The 20244-nt window shown below is 72.8% G+C and carries 16 protein-coding genes; 9 read left to right on the top strand and 7 right to left on the bottom strand.

Going from position 1 to position 20244, the window contains the following annotated elements; genetic code table 11:
• Positions 1-6: 6 nt before the first annotated feature.
• Positions 7-1206 (bottom strand): hypothetical protein, encoded by a 1200-nt coding sequence (locus tag CW362_RS15625; RefSeq protein WP_240657808.1) that lies wholly within the window; start codon positions 1204-1206, stop codon positions 7-9.
• Between the two features lie 513 nt (positions 1207-1719).
• Between CW362_RS15625 and CW362_RS44050 the strand changes: the two genes are divergently transcribed.
• Positions 1720-3564, top strand: coding sequence for a hypothetical protein (locus tag CW362_RS44050; protein WP_206300964.1), 1845 nt, complete (start codon positions 1720-1722; stop codon positions 3562-3564).
• Between the two features lie 55 nt (positions 3565-3619).
• Here CW362_RS44050 and CW362_RS15615 read toward each other — a convergent pair whose 3' ends face one another.
• Positions 3620-4840 (bottom strand): pyridoxal phosphate-dependent aminotransferase, encoded by a 1221-nt coding sequence (locus CW362_RS15615; RefSeq protein WP_103550069.1) that lies wholly within the window; start codon positions 4838-4840, stop codon positions 3620-3622.
• A gap of 860 nt (positions 4841-5700) precedes the next feature.
• Here CW362_RS15615 and CW362_RS15605 point away from each other — a divergent pair.
• The 7 genes from CW362_RS15605 (at position 5701) to CW362_RS15575 (ending at position 13775) form a co-directional block, all read left to right on the top strand.
• A complete protein-coding gene (locus CW362_RS15605; RefSeq protein WP_103550068.1) occupies positions 5701-6231 on the top strand; it encodes a DUF2617 family protein in 531 nt (176 codons plus the stop codon).
• Between the two features lie 303 nt (positions 6232-6534).
• Positions 6535-8202, top strand: a complete 1668-nt coding sequence (locus CW362_RS15600) for a polyamine aminopropyltransferase (protein ID WP_103550067.1) — start codon at positions 6535-6537, stop codon at positions 8200-8202.
• A gap of 67 nt (positions 8203-8269) precedes the next feature.
• Positions 8270-9457 (top strand): carbon monoxide dehydrogenase, encoded by a 1188-nt coding sequence (locus CW362_RS15595; RefSeq protein WP_240657807.1) that lies wholly within the window; start codon positions 8270-8272, stop codon positions 9455-9457.
• Positions 9458-9502: 45 nt separating this feature from the next.
• The gene (locus CW362_RS15590; RefSeq protein ID WP_103550065.1) at positions 9503-10297 is read left to right on the top strand and encodes an aldose epimerase family protein; all 795 of its coding nucleotides are present in this window, start codon (positions 9503-9505) and stop codon (positions 10295-10297) included.
• A 10-nt stretch (positions 10298-10307) separates the two neighbouring features.
• The gene (gene pyrE, locus CW362_RS15585; RefSeq protein ID WP_103550064.1) at positions 10308-10856 is read left to right on the top strand and encodes an orotate phosphoribosyltransferase; all 549 of its coding nucleotides are present in this window, start codon (positions 10308-10310) and stop codon (positions 10854-10856) included.
• A gap of 186 nt (positions 10857-11042) precedes the next feature.
• Positions 11043-12065, top strand: a complete 1023-nt coding sequence (fbaA, locus tag CW362_RS15580) for a class II fructose-bisphosphate aldolase (RefSeq protein WP_103550063.1) — start codon at positions 11043-11045, stop codon at positions 12063-12065.
• A 99-nt stretch (positions 12066-12164) separates the two neighbouring features.
• Positions 12165-13775 (top strand): MFS transporter, encoded by a 1611-nt coding sequence (locus CW362_RS15575; RefSeq protein ID WP_103550062.1) that lies wholly within the window; start codon positions 12165-12167, stop codon positions 13773-13775.
• Here the strand turns inward: CW362_RS15575 and CW362_RS43060 are convergent.
• The 5 genes from CW362_RS43060 to CW362_RS15550 all read right to left on the bottom strand — a co-directional run bounded on the left by CW362_RS43060 (position 13744) and on the right by CW362_RS15550 (position 18648).
• On the bottom strand, positions 13744-14331 hold the full coding sequence (locus CW362_RS43060) for a hypothetical protein (RefSeq protein WP_112477701.1): 588 nt from the start codon (positions 14329-14331) through the stop codon (positions 13744-13746). The genes CW362_RS15575 and CW362_RS43060 overlap by 32 nt on opposite strands.
• Before the next feature lie 363 nt (positions 14332-14694).
• Complete coding sequence (locus tag CW362_RS15565; protein WP_103550060.1) at positions 14695-15114, bottom strand: DUF3151 domain-containing protein; 420 nt, start codon at positions 15112-15114, stop codon at positions 14695-14697.
• Between the two features lie 229 nt (positions 15115-15343).
• Positions 15344-16045, bottom strand: a complete 702-nt coding sequence (locus CW362_RS15560; RefSeq protein WP_103550059.1) for an ABC transporter ATP-binding protein — start codon at positions 16043-16045, stop codon at positions 15344-15346.
• A gap of 43 nt (positions 16046-16088) precedes the next feature.
• Positions 16089-18191 (bottom strand): hypothetical protein, encoded by a 2103-nt coding sequence (locus CW362_RS15555; protein WP_103550058.1) that lies wholly within the window; start codon positions 18189-18191, stop codon positions 16089-16091.
• 172 nt (positions 18192-18363) lie between these two features.
• Positions 18364-18648, bottom strand: a complete 285-nt coding sequence (locus CW362_RS15550; protein WP_103550057.1) for a lactococcin 972 family bacteriocin — start codon at positions 18646-18648, stop codon at positions 18364-18366.
• Positions 18649-19132: 484 nt separating this feature from the next.
• Between CW362_RS15550 and CW362_RS15545 the strand changes: the two genes are divergently transcribed.
• Positions 19133-20244: glycosyltransferase family 39 protein (locus CW362_RS15545; protein ID WP_103550056.1), on the top strand; the 1112-nt coding region annotated here is incomplete at its 3' end.

Raw genomic sequence — 20244 nt, 5'->3', positions numbered from 1 at the left:
CACGCCCTAGAGCGGCGTGTGCGCGATCACGACCAGATACGCGCCGTAGACGAACGAGAGCCCGGCCAGGGCACCGACCACCAGGGTCGCGTGCCAGGGCCGGGCTCTCGCCGTCCGCACCAGCGCGCGGGCCAGCGGCAGCAGCAGCGGGAACGCCGGGAGCAGGAAGCGCGGCTTGGACTCGAAGAACCCCGATCCGCCCAGCGCGATCAGCAGCAGGACGCCGCTGTACACCAGCAGCGGCAGGGGCGCCCGGTCCGCGATCAGCAGCGCGTACAGGAGCACGGCCGCGGCGACGATCACCATCGTCATGGGGAACACGAACCGGTCCCCGCGCAGCAGCAGGTGCTTGACGAAATGGAGCGACCCCTCGCCGAGGTCGAAGCGCGAGCCCCACAGCCGCTGCACCTGGAAGTAGCCGCCGAGCAGGGCGCCCTCGCGGTGCCCCACCCACAGCACGTAGCCGGCCCAGCCGGCCGGCGCGAGCGCGGCGCCCGCCCACACCCCGGGGGCGGCTCTCCCGCGGCTCCGCCAGATCTCGTGCGCCGCCGCCACGAGGACCGCGGCGGCCACCGCGAAGCCGTTCGGCCTGGACAGCCCCGCGAGCGCGGCCAGCGAGCCGGCCCACAGCCAGCGCCCGTCGAGCACGGCGTACAGCGACCAGGCCGCGAACGCGGTCAGCACGGGCTCGGTGTACGCCATCGACAGCACCACCGAGTGCGGCAGCAGACCCCACAGCAGCACCAGCGCCGTACCGACCGCCCGGCCGTGCAGACGGGCCCCGATCGCGTACACCCCGCACGCGGCGGCGGCCGCCGCGGTCCAGGAGACCAGCAGGCCCGCCGAGCCGCCGGTCAGCGGTGTCAGCGTGGTGACGGCCCGGACGAGGGCCGGGTAGAGCGGGAAGAACGCGAGGTCGCTGTGGACGACCGTGGGGTGGAAGTGGAGCGTCCTGCCGTAGCCGTGCGCGGCGATGCCCAGGTACCAGGTCGAGTCCCAGGACCGCGCGAGCAGGGCGACCGGGTGCCCGCCGGTGGCCCGGGCGGTCCCGGCGAGCACGAGGAGACCGGCCAGGCGTGCGACGGCGAACAGCCCGAGCGCCGTGATCGCGGCGGACGGCAGGCCGCGTGCGGCGCGGGACGGTCGCGCGGCACGGTCTCCGGAGTCCGGGAGGGCGGGGCGAGTGAGGGTACTCGGGTGGGTCACATCCCGAACTGTGCGTTCCCGACGGGGTATTCGCGAGCTTTGCTCGTCCGTGCGGGTTCCGTGCGGGTTCCGTCGCGGGGGCTTCGGCGCGCCGCACGCGCACGGGGTGCGGGCGGTGCTAACGGTCCGTCCGGCCCGCTTCCGGCCCGCTTCCCACGAGCTCCGGGAGGCCGTCTCCGGAACCCTCCCCGCCGCAGGGGGCGTTTCCTCCGGAGCCTCCCGAGGCGCGGGGACGCCCCTTCCGGAACGGGGCCGAGCCGTCGCGGTGCTTCCTCCGGAGCGTTCCGCCGGCCGCCGGGGACCGCTTCCTCCGGAGCCGTTCCGAGGCCGCGGGAGGCGTGTCCTTCGGACCGGGCCCGGGCCGTCGGCGGCGTTTCCTCCGGAGCTCTCCGGAATTGCCGCCGATGTCTTCGGCGGACGGCTCCTGAACTGCCCTCTTCGGGCAGCTCCGGTGCCGGAACGTTGCCGTACCCGGGCAGGGACGAGCGCGAGACCGTACCCCATAATCCTGGCGTGTCGAAGATCCCGGCGCCGATCCCGGCCCCGATACCGTCCGGTTCCGTTCCCGCGGGCACCCCCGTCTGGTCCTCCGAGGAGGCGGCCCGGTGGTCGCGGGTCCGCGGCGCGCTCTGGGCGCGTCCCCTCTGGTCCGTACCGGCGCTGCTGATCGCCGTGGTGTGGGCGATCGCGGCGGCACCGGAACCGCCGTGCACCGATGCCGCGCCGTGCGGTGCGGACTGGCCGGGCATGGTGGAGGTGGGCCTGGCCGTGGGGCTGCTGTACTGGTTCGCCCGGCTGCCGGAGCCGGCGCTGGTCGCCGCCCCCGCCCTGGCGGCCGTCGTGGCCCTGTCGGAACTTCCGGACGCGGGGCCGAACTCCCTGGCCGCGAACCTCTGCGTCCTCGCGGCCCTGGGATTCGGGTGGGCCGGTGCCCTCGAACGCCTCGTCGTCCGTCGTCGGCAGCGCGAGCTGGCGGAGGGCGCCACGGGCGTACGGCATCCGCTTCCCGGACCCGGCACGCCCCTGCGGCGCGGGCTGATCCCGGTCACGGCGGGCCTGCTGCTGGTCGCCGTCGCCGCGTTCTGCGTGGTCCAGGGAATCGCGGGCGTCCAAGACGACCAGCGGCACGCGGACCGGGCGGTCCCCGCCGTGGCGAAGGTGACCGGCCGCGACGACGAGTCGGTCCGGGTGCGCACCGACGACGGGCGGAGGCTGAGGCTCGACTCGCTCCAGCCGGAGGTCCACCGCGTCGGCGGCTCGGTGACCGTGCTGGAGGACGGTTCGTGGCGGCGCCTGGCGTCCGAGCCGTACGACGCCATGGGCCCGCAGCTGGGGGCCCTGGCCGCGGGTCTTCCCGGGCTCTCCCTGCTCGTCACCGGTCTCCTCGCCCGGCGCCGCGCCGCCGCGCTGCGCCGCGGTCCGGTGCCGGTCCTTCGGGTGGTGGAGCGCATGGACGAGGACGGTCTGGTCCAGATCCACGCGGGCGACGACACCGCCTGCCGACGGCCCGTTCTCGCGGCGAGCTTCGCCGCCGACGCTCCCGGCGGGGACGAGCGGGAGCCGGCGGCCGACGGCGAGGGCCTGGAAGAGCTGATGGCGGCCGCCGCGCTGCCGCGTGAGGCCGTCATGTTCGGCTCCCCCCACGACGGCGGCGAGCTGCTCCTCGTCACCACGTTCCGCGGCGAGCCGGCCGTCCTGCGCACGAGCGGCCCCGTCCGGCTGCCGCGCCCCGGCGGGCGACCGGGCTCCGCCCCGGAGACGGAGGAGTGCGCCGCGGCCGACACCGCCCCCACCGCGGTCCCGGAGACCCTGGTCACGACAGGACGCCCGCTGAGCTGGGGTCCCGGCCCCGTGGCGCGCGCCGGTGGCGCGGCCCTGGCCCTGATCATGATCGGGGGCGCCGCCTTCAACGCCCGCGCTCTCGTGACGGACTGGACCGACGTGAAGGCGGCCTTCTTCCTGCTCTGCGTGCTGACCTGGCTCGGGACGGCCGCGGAACTGCTCGACTGGCGCGTCACCGCCGACAGTTCGGGCCTGTGGCTGTCCGGGCGGTGGAAGGTCCGGCACCTGCCGTGGGACGACCTGCGGTCGGTCCGGTACACCAAGGAGGGGAGCGTGACGGTGAGGATGCCGGACGGCGATCACTGGCGGCTGTCCGGCCTCGGAGTGCCGAAGCTGGAACGGCGCTTCGGCCTCGACCCCTCCTGCGTCCGCATGACCGAGGAGGTCACCGCGCTCCGCGACCACCCGGAACTGCGGCCCACCGAAGCCGTTTCCGTCCGCGGCCGGGGCTTCCCCCTCGGCCCCGTGCTGCTCGTCCTCGCCGTCCTGGCCGCCGGGGCCTGGGCCCTTCACTGAGACACGGGCGAACCGTTCTTCCGGCGGGCCCGGGCGGACCCGGGCCCGCCGGAGTTCAGGCCGACATCCGGCGCAGCCGCCCGGCGGCCTCGTGCAGCACCTCGTCCTTCTTGCAGAACGCGAACCGCACGAACGGCGCGCCCTGCTCGCGGTGGTCGTAGAAGACGGCGTTCGGGATGGCCACCACACCGGCCCGCTCGGGCAGGGCGCGGCAGAAGGCGAAACCGTCGCTCTCGCCGAGCGGCCGGATGTCGGTGGTGATGAAGTACGTGCCCGCGGACCGGAAGACCTTGAAGCCCGCCTCCGTGAGCCCGGCCGCGAGCACGTCCCGCTTGCGCAGCATGTCCGCGCGGAAGTCCTCGAAGTAGGCGTCCGGCAGCGCGAGCGCCTCGGCGACGGCGTACTGGAAGGGCCCCGACGCCACGTACGTCAGGAACTGCTTCGCCGACCGCACGGCACCGACCAGGGCGGGCGGCGCGGTCACCCAGCCCACCTTCCAGCCGGTGAACGAGAACGTCTTGCCCGCGCTGCCGATGGTGACCGTCCGCTCGCGCATCCCCGGCAAGCTCGCCAGCGGTACGTGCTCGGCGTCGTCGAAGACGAGGTGTTCGTAGACCTCGTCGGTCACCACGAGCAGATCCCGTTCGACGGCGATCCGTGCGATCTCCGTCAGCTCCGCGCGCGTGAGGACGGTGCCGGTCGGGTTGTGCGGGGTGTTGACCAGCAGCAGCCGGGTCCGCTCGGTGACCGCGTCGCGCAGCTCGTCGAGGTCGAGCCGGAAACGCCGGTGGGCGCCCTCGCCGTCACCGTCGTCGCCCTCGTCGGGGCGCAGCGTCACGGGTACGCGCGTCCCGCCCGCCATGGCGATCGAGGCCGCGTACGAGTCGTAGTACGGCTCCAGGGCGATCACCTCGTCGCCGGGTTCCAGGAGCGCGAGCAGGGAGGCGGCGATGGCCTCGGTGGCGCCCGCCGTCACCAGGACCTCGGTGTCGGGGTCGTACGACAGGCCGTAGTGGCGCTTCTGGTGCGAGGCGATCGCGGTGCGCAGCTCGGGGACGCCGGGACCCGGCGGGTACTGGTTGCCGCGGCCGTCCCGCAGCGCGCGGACGGCGGCCTCCCGGATCTCCTCGGGGCCGTCGGTGTCGGGGAAGCCCTGTCCGAGGTTGATCGAGCCGGTGCTCGTCGCGAGGGCGGACATCTCGGCGAAGATCGTCGTCCCGAACTCGGCGAGCCGGCGGTTCAGGAAGGGGCGCGCGCTGGAGGTCATGCCGGCCATCCTGCGCCCAAGCTCTTGAGTTCCTCAACTCTGCTTTGGGCCGCGAGGCGCATGGGCATCCCCCTGTCACGCAGGACCCGAATCGGGAAGCACGGCCCACGGGGGGCCGCTTCGGGAGGACGGAAGGAGGGTGACGCCATGCTCATCGGCATCATCCTGGCGGTCGTTGTGCTTGTTGTGATCACGGGGATCGTCGACGGGATCAGGAAGGGCAGGAAGAAGGGGCGCTCCTTCCAGGGCGCGGGCGGGGGCAGGAAGGGGCGGCGCTCCTCCGGGAGCGGCAGCGGCAGTGACAGCAGTTGGTGGGCCGGTGGTGCGGGCGGAGCCTCGTCCGGCGGGCACCACGGGCACCACGGGGGTCACTCCTGCGGAGGGCACTCGTCCTGCGGGGGACACTCGTCGTGCGGCGGCGGCTCGTCGTGCGGCGGCGGATCCTCGTGCGGCGGGGGCGGATGCGGCGGAGGCAGCTGACACGGGGCGGCTGAGCTCCTGGCCGAGAACGCGTCCGGTGCACGGAGGTGCCCGTCGGGCGACGACCGCCCGACGGGCGCGTTCGTGCGCCGGGCGCACGTCGTGGTTGAACAGTTGAGCTGTGGAGCCCTCGGGGGGATGGAAACCCCACGAAGTTGGGTAAAAACGCTGTGGCGGCAGCACAGTTCATGATTCCCTCTAAACCACCAAAGCGGCCCTGGTGCATCACCGAGCAGCCCTGGGCCGACAGGCCTCGGAAGTCCATCGGACGGTCCTGTCGGACGCGTCCGCCGGATGCCCTTCCGGCCGGGCCGGCCGGGCCGTCCCCCCGGTGTTGACCGGGTGCGCAGGAACCCCACCTCACCTTTGCGTGCTAGCGGAGCCCACCCATGCTCACGACCCTGAAAACCTCGTACACAGACACGCGCGCGGCCGATCTCGCCTGGGCCCTGGGCCGCGAACCGCTGCCGGCCCTCGCCACCCTCGATCTCGAACTGGCGCGGGCGAAACTCCAGTTGAGACTGCTCGGCGCGTCCCACCAGGTGCTTCTGGAGGAGGAGGGGGGCAGTTGTTCGGAGACCGTCGCGTGCATCGCCGGCAGCAGCACGCCCCTGCCGCTCGGCGTCGCGAAGCGGTTCGGCGACTGGGAGTACGAGTTCGCGGCCCGCGTCGAGATCCTGTCGCCGGGCTCCTTCGCGGGCCGCGCCCAGGAGTTGCTGGCCCTCGTCTCCGACCACCCCCAGGGTCTCGCCGGCGTCTTTCCCGGCAGCCCGCACGCGTTCACGGCGATGCTCGCCCAGCGGCACGAGGGCCAGGTCCACTGGCGTACGTGGCACGCATACCCGCAGGACGGCCAGTTGGTCGCGACGCGCACGCGGGTCGGGGTGCGGACGGAAGCACTCAGCGCGTCCGGCGTCTGACGGCGGAGCGCGGGAGCGGACGCGTCGGGGCGTCCGGCGTCGGGGGAGGCGCACGGCGCGGCGCGCCCGTCGTGGAGAGGCGGCGGGGTGCGCGTGCGGGGGCGGGGGGACGGGCGGACGTGCGGGGCGCGGGGACGGGCGGACGTGCGGGGGCGCGGAGCCGGGCGGAACCGCCGCGGGCGTGGGGTCCGCGCACTGTGCGCCGGGAAGACGCCCAGGTCAACTCGGTACACCGTGAAGAGCAACGGTTTCCACACGTGTGGGTGACGAGACGTAGTGGCGGCGTGACGTAGCGTTCACGGCGTGATCGAACCGCACGCGCCTGCCCCGCCCGGCGCGCCGCCGCCCTGGGGCGTCCAGGGCCAGGCGCGGCTGCCCGTCCGTCCGGGCATCGGCAGGTTCCTCGTCCTCGCGGGAGTGTTCGTCTGCGCGGCCTGCGGACTCGTGTACGAGCTCGAACTCGTCGCCATCGCCTCTTACTTGATCGGTGACTCGGTCACCCAGGCGTCCGTCGTGCTCTCCGTCATGGTCTTCGCCATGGGGGTCGGCTCCCTCGCGGCGAAGCGGCTGAGCCCGCGCGCCGCGGCCGGCTTCGGCGCCGTCGAGGCGGTGCTCGCGCTGGTCGGCGGATGCAGCGCGATGGCCCTGTACGCGGTGTTCGCCTGGACGGGCGGATGGGGCGGCCCGTGGGCGGAAGGGCCCCGCTGCCTGCTGGTGGTCTTCTCGCTCACCATCGGCCTCCTCATCGGTGCCGAGGTCCCGCTGCTCATGGAGCTGATACAGCGCATCCGCCGCCAGGACCCCGGCGGCGCGGTCGCGGACCTGTTCGCGGCGGACTACGTGGGCGCCCTCTTCGGCGGCCTCGCCTTCCCCTTCCTGCTGCTGCCCCTGCTCGGCCAGTTGACGGGCGCGCTGCTGACCGGAACGGTGAACGTGATCGCCGGCGGTGCCCTCGTGCTCGGCCTGTTCCGGGGCGACCTGACCCGCCGCGCGCGCTGGACCCTGGTCGTCACCAACGTCGTCGTGCTCGGTCTGCTCGCCTCGGCCGCGGTGCTGGTCGGCGACTTCGAACGGGCCGCGCGGCACGCCCTGTACGGGGCGGACGCGCGCGCCGTGCTCCGCACCGGTGCCCAGGAGGCCGTCCTCACCGGCGGCACCCACGGCCGTCCGCTCCGCCTCTTCCTCGACGGCCGCCTGCGGTTCAGCGGCCGCGACGAGCGCCGCTACCACGAGGCGCTCGTCCACCCCGCGATGAGCGGTCCGCACGCGCGCGTGCTCGTCCTCGGCGGCGGTGACGGCCTCGCCGCCCGCGAGGTGCTGCGCCACCCCGGTGTGCGCCGCGTCGACATCGTCGAACCCGACGCGGACGTGGTCCGGCTGGCCCGCCACGACGCCGCGCTGTCCGCCCTCAACCGCCATGTGTACGACGATCCCCGGGTCCACGTGGTGACGGCGGACGTCTTCGGCCGGCTGCGCGGCGCCCGGACGACGTACGACGTCGTCGTCTCGGACCTGCCCGACCCCCGCGTCACCGCCGCCACCAAGCTGTACTCGCAGGAGTTCTACGGCCTCGCCCGCCGCGTGCTCGCCCCCGGCGGGCGTCTCGTGGTCCACGCGGGTCCGCTGGCCGACCGGCGCCGGGCCTTCTGGACGGTCGACGCGACGATCCGCGCGGCCGGCCTGTCCACCAGGCCCTACCGCGTCGTCGGCCGGGACCCGGGCCCCGCGGCCCGTCCCGGCGGCCGTGGCGCCGGGGGCAGGGGGCGGGCGGGCGCGGCGGGGTCCGCGGGCGACTGGGGTTTCGTCCTCGCCTCCCGCACCCCCGTGCCCCTGCGCCTCGACGCCTCCCGCCCGCGGCCGCGCACCCTCACCCAGGCGGCCCTGACGGCGGACGCGCTCGCCGCCTCCCGCGTCCGCTTCCCGCGTCCGCTCCCCCCTTCCACGCTGGTGCACCCGCGCTACACCGACTGAGGGGAAGGTCCGGGAATCCCGTCATACACGGGTGCGGTCCGGGCCGTGCTGGGTAGGCTCGGCTGACATGGAGCATGAGGTGTTCGTTCCGGTTCCGGCCCGGCGGCTGAGGGAGGCGCTGGCCGATCCCGTCCGGGTCGCCCGCGCGATCCCCGGTCTCCAGCAGGACGCGTCGGCCGTCGCCGACGGCGCGGCGGACGCGGACGGAGGCTCGCCGCCCGTCCCCGGGACCGGGCGGGACACCGCGGGCACGTCCTCCCGGGCCGGGCGCGGGAGGGACACGGGGTCCGCGCGGGTCGCCGGGCGGCTGAAGGTCCGCCTCGCCGGTCACACGATCACCTATCGCGGCGGGTTCCGCGTCATCGCCCAGGACGACGGCTCGTACGCCGTCGAGGGCGACGCCACGGAGGCGCGCGGCGGGGGCGCCGTGAAACTGGCGCTGACCCTGCGGCTCCTCCCCGCCGACGACGGCACCACCCTCGCGTTCGGCGGCACGGCCTCCGGCGACGGCCGGGTGGCGGAACTCCCGCACGACGCGGTGTCCTCGACGGGCCGGCGCCTGCTGACCCGGTTCGGCGAGACCCTGGCCGCGGACCTCGGGGCAGGGCCGGGACCCGCGCCCGGCGCCGGTTCCCGGCCCGGTGCCGAACCCGCGACGGACCCCGGTGCCGAACCCGCGACGGACCCCGGTGCCGAACCCGCGACGGACCCCGGCTCCGGTCCGGAGGCCGGGACGGGGCAGGCTGACGGGACCGGGCAGGTTGACGGGACCGGGCAGGCGGACGGGACCGGACCCGGGGCCCGGGCCGAAGTCCGGCCGGGCGGGGGACCCGACCTCGGCCCCGAGCTCGAGCCCGAACTCGACCTCGAACCCGACCTCGAACCCGGCCCCGAGATCGAGGCGGACTCCGGGATCGACGAGGAACCCGACACCGAAGCGGACCCCGGTGTCGAGGAGGACGTGTCCGCCCCCTCGTTCGGCCCGTCGGCCGACGACGAGGAGTTCGACGGGGAGGACTTCGTGGAGGAGGCCGGGAGGGCGGACGCGATGGCCGAGGCGGCGCACGCGCGGCGGACGATGATCGGACGCAGCGCGGAGGAGGTCGACCACGCCCCTCCGCGCGGCCGCTACGCCCCCGTACCGCCCCCGGAGGCCACCGCCGCACGCGCCACCCTCCGCTGGGCGGCTCCCGCGGCGGCCCTGGCACTGGCCTCGGCGATCGCCCTGACCCGGGCGCTGCGCAAGCGCCGTTGAGGGCGGGAGGCCACGGGGCGTCCCCGTCCCAGTAGGGTCGGCTCCGTGAGTAACGAAGACATCACGCTGACCGCGGGCGACGCGGAGGCGACCGTGTCGCCGGGCAACGGCGGACGGATCAGCGGTCTGCGGGTCGGTGGCGTCGAACTGCTGCGGCAGGGCGCGAAGTTCGGGTGCTTCCCGATGGTCCCGTGGTGCGGGCGGATCCGCGACGGCAGGTTCCTCGACGGCGCCGCCGTCCGGCAGATGCCGCTCAACTCCCCGCCGCACGCCATCCACGGCACCGCCCGCGACGGCGCCTGGAGGACGGCCCGCGCCACCGCGGACGAGGCCGTGATCACGTACGACCTGGTCGAGCCGTGGCCGCACCCCGCCCGTGTCACCCAGGCCTTCGCCCTCACCGGGGACGGCCTGACGGTCACCATGTCGGTGGAGACGTACGGGGAGTCGTTCCCGGCCCAGATCGGCTGGCACCCCTGGTTCAACAGGAACCTGGGGGACGGCGGCGAGGACGTCCGCGTCGACTTCCGGCCCGCCTGGCAGGAGGAGCGGGGCGAGGACCACCTGCCCACCGGCCGCCGCCTCGATCCGGGGCCCGGCCCCTGGGACGACTGCTTCGGCATGCCGGAGGGCGTCGACGTCACGCTCACCTGGCCGGGCCGGCTGGAGCTGAAGGTCGCCAGCCGCGAGCAGTGGGTCGTCGTCTACGACGAGCAGGAGGCGGCCGTGTGCGTGGAGCCGCAGACGGGTCCGCCGAACGGGCTCAACACCCACCCCCGGCTGGTCACCCCCATCGAGCCCCTCGAAGCCACCACGACCTGGAGCTGGCGGCGCCTCTAAGCTGGCCTCCATGAGTGACGTACGTGGCGCGCTGCTGCAGCAGATCAAGGACAAGGCCGTGGTGCACGGCAAGGTGACCCTCTCCTCGGGTCTTGAGGCCGATTACTACGTGGACCTGCGCCGGATCACACTGGACGGCGAGGCCGCCCCCCTCGTCGGACAGGTCCTCCTCGACCTCACCGCCGACCTGGAGTTCGACGCGGTCGGCGGACTGACGATGGGCGCCGACCCGGTCGCCGGGGCGATGCTGCACGCGGCCGCCGCGAACGGGCGCAGGCTGGACGCCTTCGTCGTCCGCAAGGCCGCCAAGGCGCACGGCCTGCAGCGCCGGGTCGAGGGACCTGAGATCAAGGGCCGGCGCGTCCTCGTCGTCGAGGACACCTCGACCACGGGCGGCTCCCCGCTCGAGGCCGTCCAGGCCGTCCGGGAGGCCGGGGCCGAGGTCGTCGGCGTCGCCACGATCGTCGACCGCGCCACCGGTGCCGCCGAGAAGATCGAGGCCGGTGCCGGTGTTCCGTACCTCTTCGCCTACTCCAAGGGCGAGTTGGGGCTCGACTGACGACGCCCCCGCGGGACCGGGTGAAAAGCCCGGTCCCGCATGCCGGACAGGGTGTCCGCCGTATCCGGCGACGTCTGGAAAGATGGGGCCGACGATGACGTCGCCCCCCTAGGTCAGGGCCATAAGCACCAGTCCCGTCGTACCGCAGCAGCAGTACGCAGACCCGCACATACAAGGAGCGGACAGATGCCCATCGCAACCCCCGAGGTCTACAACGAGATGCTCGACCGGGCGAAGGCAGGCAAGTTCGCCTACCCGGCCATCAACGTGACCTCGTCCCAGACCCTGCACGCTGCGCTGCGCGGCTTCGCGGAGGCGGAGAGCGACGGCATCATCCAGATCTCCACCGGTGGCGCGGAGTTCCTGGGCGGTCAGCACAACAAGGACATGGTCACGGGCGCCGTCGCCCTCGCCGAGTTCGCGCACATCGTCGCCGCGAAGTACGACATCACGGTCGCGCTGCACACGGACCACTGCCCCAAGGACAAGCTGGACGGCTACGTACGTCCGCTGCTCGACATCTCCGCCGAGCGCGTCGCCAAGGGCGAGAACCCGCTGTTCCAGTCCCACATGTGGGACGGCTCCGCCGAGACCCTCGCCGACAACCTGGCCATCGGCCAGGAGCTGCTCGCCAAGGCCGTCGCCGCGAAGATCATCCTCGAGGTCGAGATCACCCCGACCGGTGGCGAGGAGGACGGCGTCAGCCACGAGATCAACGACGAGCTGTACACGACCGTCGAGGACGCGCTGCGCACCGCCGAGGCCCTGGGCCTGGGCGACAAGGGCCGCTACCTGCTCGCCGCGTCGTTCGGCAACGTGCACGGCGTGTACAAGCCGGGCAACGTCGTCCTGCGCCCCGAGCTCCTCAAGGACCTCCAGGAGGGTGTCGCCGCCAAGTACGGCAAGGCGAGCCCGTTCGACTTCGTCTTCCACGGCGGCTCCGGCTCCACCGCCGAGGAGATCGCCACCGCGCTGGAGAACGGCGTCGTGAAGATGAACCTCGACACCGACACCCAGTACGCCTTCACCCGTCCGGTCGTGGACCACATGTTCCGCAACTACGACGGTGTCCTGAAGGTCGACGGCGAGGTCGGCACCAAGTCGAAGTACGACCCGCGCACCTGGGGCAAGCTCGCCGAGGCCGGCATGGCCCAGCGTGTGACCGAGGCCTGCGCCGCCCTGCGCTCCACGGGCACGCGCCTCAAGTAGTCCCGGAACCGTCCGGCCCGCGCGGCCGGACGGTGCTCGTGCGTTCCGGAGGAGCCCGGCACCCGCCACGGTGCCGGGCTCTTCCGTATGCTCCGAGGTATGGCTGTGCCCGCGCGGGACGCGTCGGAGGGCGGATCAGCGGTACGGATCGCCTCGCCGGCCGGCAAGTGGATCCTGCTGACCACCGTCCTCGGCTCCAGCATGGCCCTGCTGGACTCGACCGTCGTCAACGTCGCCCTGCCCGCCATCGGCCGTGACCTGGACGCGAGCCTCGCCGCCCTCCAGTGGACCGTGAACGGCTACATGCTGTCGCTGGCCGGGCTGATCCTGCTGGGCGGCTCCCTCGGGGACCGTTTCGGACGCCGGAGGATCTTCGTCCTCGGCGTGGTGTGGTTCGCCGCGGCCTCGCTGCTGTGCGGGCTCGCGCCGGACGTGGACGTGCTCATCGCGGCCCGTGTCCTCCAGGGCGTCGGCGGGGCGCTGCTGACCCCCGGTTCGCTGGCGATCATCCAGGCCTCCTTCCATCCGGACGACCGGTCCCGCGCCATCGGCCTGTGGTCGGGCTTCGGCGGGGTCGGGGCCGCCGTCGGGCCGTTCCTGGGCGGCTGGCTGGTGGACGGGCCGGGCTGGCGCTGGGTGTTCCTGCTGAACATCCCCGTCGCGCTGGTGTGCGCCCCGGTCGCCCTGCGCCATGTCCCGGAGTCCACCGGGGACGTCCCCGGGCCGGGCGGAGCCGGGAGCGGCGGAGGGCGGACCCACCGCGGCTTCGACGTCCTCGGCGCCGTCCTCGGCGCGCTCTCGCTCGCCCTGGTGACGTACGCCCTGATCGAGGCGAGGAGCGGTTCCGTGCTCGTGCCGGTGGCGGCGGTCGCGGGCGTGGCGGCGGGGGTGGCCTTCGTGTACGTCGAGCGGCGGCGGCCCGATCCGATGATGCCCCTGGACATCTTCGCCTCGCGCCAGTTCACGGCCGTCAACCTGGTGACCCTGTGCGTCTACGCGGCCTTCGGCGGCTTCTTCTTCCTGACCGCGCTCCAGCTCCAGGTCGTGGCGGGCTACTCGGCGCTCCAGGCCGGCACGGCGCTCCTGCCGACCACCGCTTTGATGCTGCTCTTCTCCGCCCGCTCCGGAGAGCTCTCCCGGCGCATCGGCCCGCGCATCCCGCTGACGGTCGGGCCGCTGCTGTGCGCGGCGGGCATGCTGCTGATGCTGCGGGTCGGCCAGGACGCGTCGTACGTGACCGACGTGCTGCCCGCGCTGCTGGTGATGGGTCTGGGCATGGTCACGCTGGTCGCGCCGCTGACCGCGACCGTCCTGGCCTCGGTGGACGTCGGACGGGCGGGTCTGGCCAGCGGGATCAACAACGCGGCGGCCCGCGCGGCCGGGCTCCTCGCCGTGGCCGCGCTGCCGTTGCTCACCGGGATGGGACCGGAGGCCTACCGTTCGGCGGAGGCCTTCGACGCGGCCTTCCGCCGGGCGATGCCGCTGTGCGCGGGTGTGCTGGTGGTCGGCGCGGTGCTGGCCTTCACGACCGTCCGCCGTCCGCCGCCCGGCTGCCTGCGCCCCGAGTGCCGCAGGCACGGCTCGCTGACGGCGCCCCCGCTGGAACCGGAGCGCTCCCGGGGCATCCTCGGGACCGGGGGCCCGGAGGGCACCCCGGGGTCCTCCGGCCCTCCGGGTCCTAGGCCTTCCAGCGCTGGTCCAGCTTCGTGACCGTGCCGGCGGCGTCGATCCGGTAGGAGAAGTACATCCGGTTCGCGGTGGCCGCGGCGTCGGCCTTGCCGACGAACGTCCGGACGTCGATCCGCTTGTTCACGTTCGTGGCGTAGAACGGCTCGTTCACCAGGACCTCCGCCGTCTCCGAGAGGCGGATCTCGTGCCGCGGGCCGATCGCGTGCCACTCGGGGGCGTCCGGCCGGGGGCAGGTCCAGGTGCCCTCCTGGACCTTGAGGTAGGCGCGGCCCTTCGTGGTGCGCGTGCCGGGCAGCAGGGCGAGGTCGATGCCGGACCAGCCCTTGCAGGCGGGGCCGTCGGCGGAGGCCGTGGGCGAGGCCGCGGAGCCCTTCGACGCGGAGGCCGTCGGTTCGCCGCCCGCGGTCGAGGAGGGGGCCGCCGAGGCGGGGGCGGAGGCCGGCGGGGAGGAGGTCCCGGTGGCGCCCGCGCCGGTGTCGTCCTCCGGTCCGCAGGCGGCCGTGGCGAGCAGCAGGGCGGCGGTCAGGACGCTCGGCGCGCCGCTCCTGCGGATCCGGACAGCGGTCGGTGTACGCACGGCGACTCCCCCGGTTGGCGTGAACACGTTCAGCGGTTACCGGTCGCAGTCTGACCGCGGAACGGATCGTTCCCCCGGCGCCGCGGGCAACCGTTACCGATCACGGACAAACGGACGACGCGGCGGACCGGGGCCCGTGACGGTTCACGGGAACCTCCTCGGGGCCGCTCCCGCCCCGTCTCCCGGCTCCCCGGCCGTGCGAACCCCTCCGGTGCGGCACGGCGTCGTCGACTCGGGTACGGCACGGCGTCGTCGAGCCGTGCGCCCACGCCCGTACCGGCCACCACCGCGGCCCGGACGCGCTGTGCCGCCGTCGCTGCCCGAGCGACGGCGGCACGGACGCTCAGCCGCGGTGGCCGTCGCCTACCGCTTCAGCTCGGTGTACGCCTCGGCGCTGCTGTCCTTGAGGAACTGCCAGCAACGCTCCGTCTCGTCCTTCTCGTCGATCTCGCCCGCGGCCCGGGCGAGGGCGGCGAGGCAGCGCAGGAACCCGCGGTTGGCCCGGTGCTCCCAGGGGATGGGGCCGTGTCCCTTCCATCCGGCCCGGCGCAGGGAGTCCAGACCGCGGTGATAGCCGGTGCGGGCGTAGGCGTACGACTCGACGACCCGCCCCGCCTCGAAGGCGTCGTCGGCGAGCATCGCCCAGGCGAGCGAGAACGTGGGGTGCTTCGCCGCGACCTCGACCGGGGGCCGGGATTCCTCGCCCAGCAGGCGGTAGGCCTCCTCGTTCTCCGGGAGGTACGTCGGGTCCGGGCCGCCGAGCAGGTTCTTGTGCGTCGTCATGGAAGCAGTCTGCCACTTGCGGACAGGCCCTCGGGGCCAAGGAATACGGCCCGCGCCGAGCCGCCCGCGGCAACCGCGCCGAGCCGTCCGCGGCAACCGCGCCGCCACCTGGCGCCCCACCCGCGCCGAACAGGAGAAGGCCCGTCGGCGAGACCGGGACGAGCCCGCTCGCGAACGCCTGCGCGCCGTCTCCCCGGTCCCGGTGAGGAAGCCCCGGGCGGGGTCGGGGTCACCCCGTGGCGCCGGCCGTCGCCGGGGAGCGGACGAGGGAGGACTCGTGCACGGCGAACACGGCGTCGCACCGGTCACGGACACCGGCGTCGTGGGTGGCGATGACCACGGCGCATCCGGCATCGCTCATCTCGCGGAGGATGTCGATGACGACCGTGCTGTTGTCGTCGTCGAGCGCACCGGTCGGCTCGTCCGCGAGCACCAGGGCCGGCCGCTGGACCATGAGACGGGCCAGGGCCACACGCTGCTGTTCGCCGCCGCTGAGGTGGTGGATCCGCTCCTTCTCCCGCCCCGCCAGACCGACACGGCCGAGGGCTTCGGCGACGGCCGTGCCGCCCCTCTTCCCGTCCGTTCCCTTGCTCCCGCTCCGCGCCGACCGCCGTGGCCCGGCCACCACTTCCAGGTTCTCGGCGACCGTCGCGTTCTCGATCAGCGCATAGTGCTGGAACAGATAGCCGAGGGTGTCGCGGCGGAACCGGCGGACGTCGCCCCGGCCGAATCGGGTGATGTCCTTCCCCTCGTACCGGATCGACCCCGTACTCGGTTTGTCGAGCAGCCCGAGACAGTTCAGGAGGGTCGACTTCCCCGATCCGCTCGGGCCGGTGAGGGCGAGCATCTCACCCCGGCCGACGGTGAGGTTGACGTCGCGCCACAAGGTCCGGGCGCCGAAGGCCTTGGAAAGATTCTCGATATCGATCACGACATACTCCGGCTGAATGGGGGATTTTCCGCACGGGCGGGGCTCATGACTCCGTCGCCCCTTCCTTCACGATGCGGCGGTGGAAGAAAGCAAGGGCGATCAGCACGGCCCCCAGTTCGAAGACGACAAGACCGGTGATGAGGGCGAGGTCCAGCGCGCTGATGTGGACCGGCTCGAAAGGGGCGGGCGCGCCGGCCGCGGCGAGCTTCTCCAGTTCCCGGTTCTGCTGCCAGGCCTGGAGAGGAACCCGTGTGGCGAAGACGAGCGCGATGGCCACCTCGACGGCGAGGACGAAGCGGTGGTTGGCGATGTATCTCCAGCCGCCGATGTGCCGTACGAATATGCTCTGCGCGTTCTTTCGCGAGTAGATGAGGCAGACGCCGACCCCGGCGACGAGGAGGACCATCACGGCGACGGCGAGATTGAATATCTGAAGCCGGAGTTCGGTGACGGAACTCCGCAGTGCCAGAGCGGTTTCCTGTCCGACCGGACTCATCGAGTTCACGTAGTTCCGGACATTTTTCGTCCGGATGGCGTTCAGTACGTCATCGGGGTCGGGGAAGACCACTCCCGTCTGAGTGGCGAAGGAGGTGTAGGCGTCGTCCGTGAGGAAATGCGAACCGTTGGGGACGGCGATGACGACCGGGTCGCGCACCAGGGACCTGTCCTCCTCCGCGCCGTGTGCGGAGTTGTAGACGTACCTGCCGGTGTTGTAACCGAAGAGGCGCTGTCCGGTCCTGCTGCTGAGCGTTTCGATCGGGACGTGCCGGCTGAGATCCGGATCGATGATCTCGGAGGCCGCCTTGGTGATCGCCCGCGTGTGCGAGGAAAGGGAATCCGGAACGATGACCCGTACCGGGCGGGAATCCGGCGCCTCGCCGCTCCCGGCCTCGGAGGCGTAACGCCGTCCCGCCGGGTCGAGGACCGGCTGCTCGCCGAGGTACGTGTCGTTGACGATGAGGATCTCGCCGGCCGGCAGCCGTGCGTCCGGCGCGGAGACCTGGAGGTCCCTGCGCCCGGCGACGATGACCTCACCCCGTCCGTCGGCCTGGCGCAGCCACGGGCCGACGTGGTCGTTCAGCTGGTCCATGTGCATGGAGTAGGCGCCGTTGAGGCGGAGCGAGACCGCGTCACCCACGGTGCGGTAGACGTCCCGGTTCTCCTGGCGGGTCAGTACGTCCTGGCTCGCGAGCGTGACGTCCGTGGCGATGCCGAGAGCGAGCAGCAGCGCGGGAACGCGTACGAGGTAGACGCTGACGGCCGCCGCCCGCGAAGGCAGTTCGCCCTTGAGGGCGCGCAGGACGTCGACCTTGTAGGTCAGGGCCAGCGCGGCCGCGTGAGTGGCCAGCACCAGGGCGGTGAGCAGGGCCGCGATGCCCGCGGTCAGTGAAGCGAACAGCACCGGCCGGGCGAGGCCGTTGTAGAGGCCGAGGAAGGCGAGCGCCGAGACCGTGACGGTGGCGGCCGCGATCAGCCAGAACACCGCCAGCTGCCGCAGGTCGCGAAGGAGGATGCCGGCGAAGGACATGCCCTGCATCCGCAGGACCCCGTACGACTTCGCGCTGAGCAGCACGCTCGCGCCGGTCATCGTCAGCGCCGCGAGGGCGACCGTGCAGAAGGCCCAGTACAGGGGATCGTCCGTGTACCGGGCGGCCAGTTCGGTGTACGACAAGGGGTGGGTGACGGCCACGGTCATGCCGAGGCCGTCGAGCTCGGTCTTCAGGTCGTCGGCCGCCGCGGCCGATCCGAACACGTAGTAGGAGCCGCGAGGGTCCCGCTGCCCGAGCTCGGAGATCGGGTGCACGCGCGTCTCGTATTTCCGGCTGAACGCCGGATAGCCGTCGTCCAGCCAGTCCGCGGTCGGGGAACGGTGGCCGCCCGGAGCCAGGTAGAGGTGCCTGATCCCGTCGGGATTCTTCAGGTCGGCCACCTCACGGGCCACTCCGACCCCGTGCTCGGCGGAGAAGGACGTGATTTTCCGGACGACCTGAGCATCGCTGACGGAATCGTCGGAATCCATCACGTCGACCAGGGCCGAGTTTCCCAGGATCCCGCTCTCGTCCAGGCCGCGCAGGAACAGAAAGGACAGCACTGCGGAGAAGGCGAGGACGGCGGCGTGGACGAATCGTATACCTCGATGCAGCATGGGATACCTAGGTCGAGGGCGCCCGGGAGCACCCGTCCGGAAATTCAAGGTCCGCGAAGAAAGGCTGTGGAGGCGAGCGATCCTCGCCTCCACAGCCGGCAGAACTCGGTCAGGCAACCGGGAGCGGCGCCACTCGCGGATACCTAGACTCGTCGAGTTTCGACCGGGAAACTCAGCAGTTCGGGTTGTAGTGGTACGACACCGAGCCGTTCAGGCCCGCCGAGGCGAGGGACCACTTGCCCTTCGCGGTGCAGCCGCTGCCGAAGACCGTGCCGCCCACCTTCACCGAGGACGAGTGCTGGTTGTTCGGGTGCTTGTAGTTCGACCACGCCGTGTTGGCGCCGTGGTCGTAGCTCCACTTGCCGCCACCCACGTCGACAGTGGTGGCCAGGGCAGGCGTGGCCGCGGCCACGATGATGGCGGTGGCCGCCAGCGCAGCCTTTACCCCGTTTCGCATGCTCAAGACTGACTCCTCGTCATTCTGTTCTGGTCGGAACAGAGATAGATCCTGAACGGAAAATGTAGTCAGGGGCAACCGAATATCGAGGTGATCAGGATCACGGCGGTAATTCGGTCGCGATGGGCATCGAGCGGAACGGTAAATTCCCGTTCCCTTCTCGGGGGTGACATGTGGGTCGGGAGGAGGGGTGGAGCGTGCGAGTGGATGGTGAAATCCGTTGTGCGGTTGCTCCGGATGTCGCCAAATTCATGGACGGTTTTCGGCCATGACCCCCGGGGTGTAGCGGTCCTTTTCGTGTACATGTACTGTCTTCGGCTTACGGGGCGGCGCAGGCAATGCCCCTGCTTTGCCGGTCGGTCCGGAATTCGCATTCCCGGGGAATTCCCGTGCGGACCGACGGCCGGCTCGCGGGGGTCCTCAGTCATGTCGACGAACCGCTGACTTCAGTTCGCACCGACACCCCGAGGGCCCGACCACCTTCATGACTCCCCACATAACCGCCGGCCGCCGTCCCCCGCCCGTCTGGCTGATCCCCCCGCTGTGGACCCTGGCCCTGGGCATGTGGGGACTGTCCCGGCAGCACAGCCTGTGGCGGGACGAGGCGGCGACCTGGCAGGTGGCCCGGCGGCCCACTTCCGAGATCTGGCACATGCTGGGGCAGGTCGACGCCGTGCACGGGCTCTACTACCTGCTGATGCACGGACTCTTCGAGTGCTTCGGGCCCGGCACGACGACGCTGCGGCTGCCCTCCGTGCTGGCCATGGCGGTGGCGGCGGCCTGCGTGACGGTCATCGGCCGGCGACTGGCCGGGACCTGGGCGGGCCTGGGGGCGGGGCTGTCGCTCGGCCTGCTCCCGGCGGTGCAGTTCTACCTCCAGGAGGGACGCCCGTACGCACTGGTCACGGCCGGGGCCGCGGTCTCGACGCTGCTGCTGGTGACCGTGCTCGAGGGCCGGGGCGGAACGGCGCGGTGGGCGGCCTACGCCGGCGCGGTCCTGCTGTGCGCGCTGCTGAACTGGCTGGCGCTGATGATCCTGCCCGCGCACGCGGTGACCCTGGTTCGGACGCGGGCCCGGCGCGAGGTGTGGATCCGCTGGACGGCGGCCTCGGCGGCGGCCGTGGCGGGCGCGCTGCCCCTGATCCTGTTCACCCGGCCCCAGTCCGGGCAGGTCTCCTGGATACCGCCGCTGACCTGGCACATGATGATCGGCCCGGCGGTCCTGCTGACGATCGGCGGCCTCGGGGCGCTGCTGGACCGGCCCCGGGCCGGGCGGCCGTCCGTGGCGGCCGTGGGGCTGCCGCTGCTCGCGGTGCCGCAGCTCCTCCTGATCGGCGTCTCCCTGGTCCAACCGCTGTTCCTGGACCGGTACGTCCTGTTCAGCCTGCTGGGTCTGGCGCTGCTGATCGGGACGGCGCTGGGCACGGCGGTACGGGCGGCGGCGCCTCGCTTCCCGAGGGCGGCGCCGTGGATACTCCCCGTGGCGCTCGCCGTGGCGATGGCGGCGCTGCTCCCCCAGGCACTGGCCAAACGCGCCCCGGCCAGCCGGGTGGACGACGTCTTCGCCGTCGCGACGGACGTGCGGCGGCTCAAGGA

Origin of the sequence: Streptomyces populi (assembly GCF_002911015.1) — a bacterium.
GTDB lineage: Bacteria > Actinomycetota > Actinomycetes > Streptomycetales > Streptomycetaceae > Streptomyces > Streptomyces populi.
The sequence above is the reverse complement of the archived record's forward strand: the minus strand, read 5'-3'. Positions and strand labels throughout refer to the sequence as shown.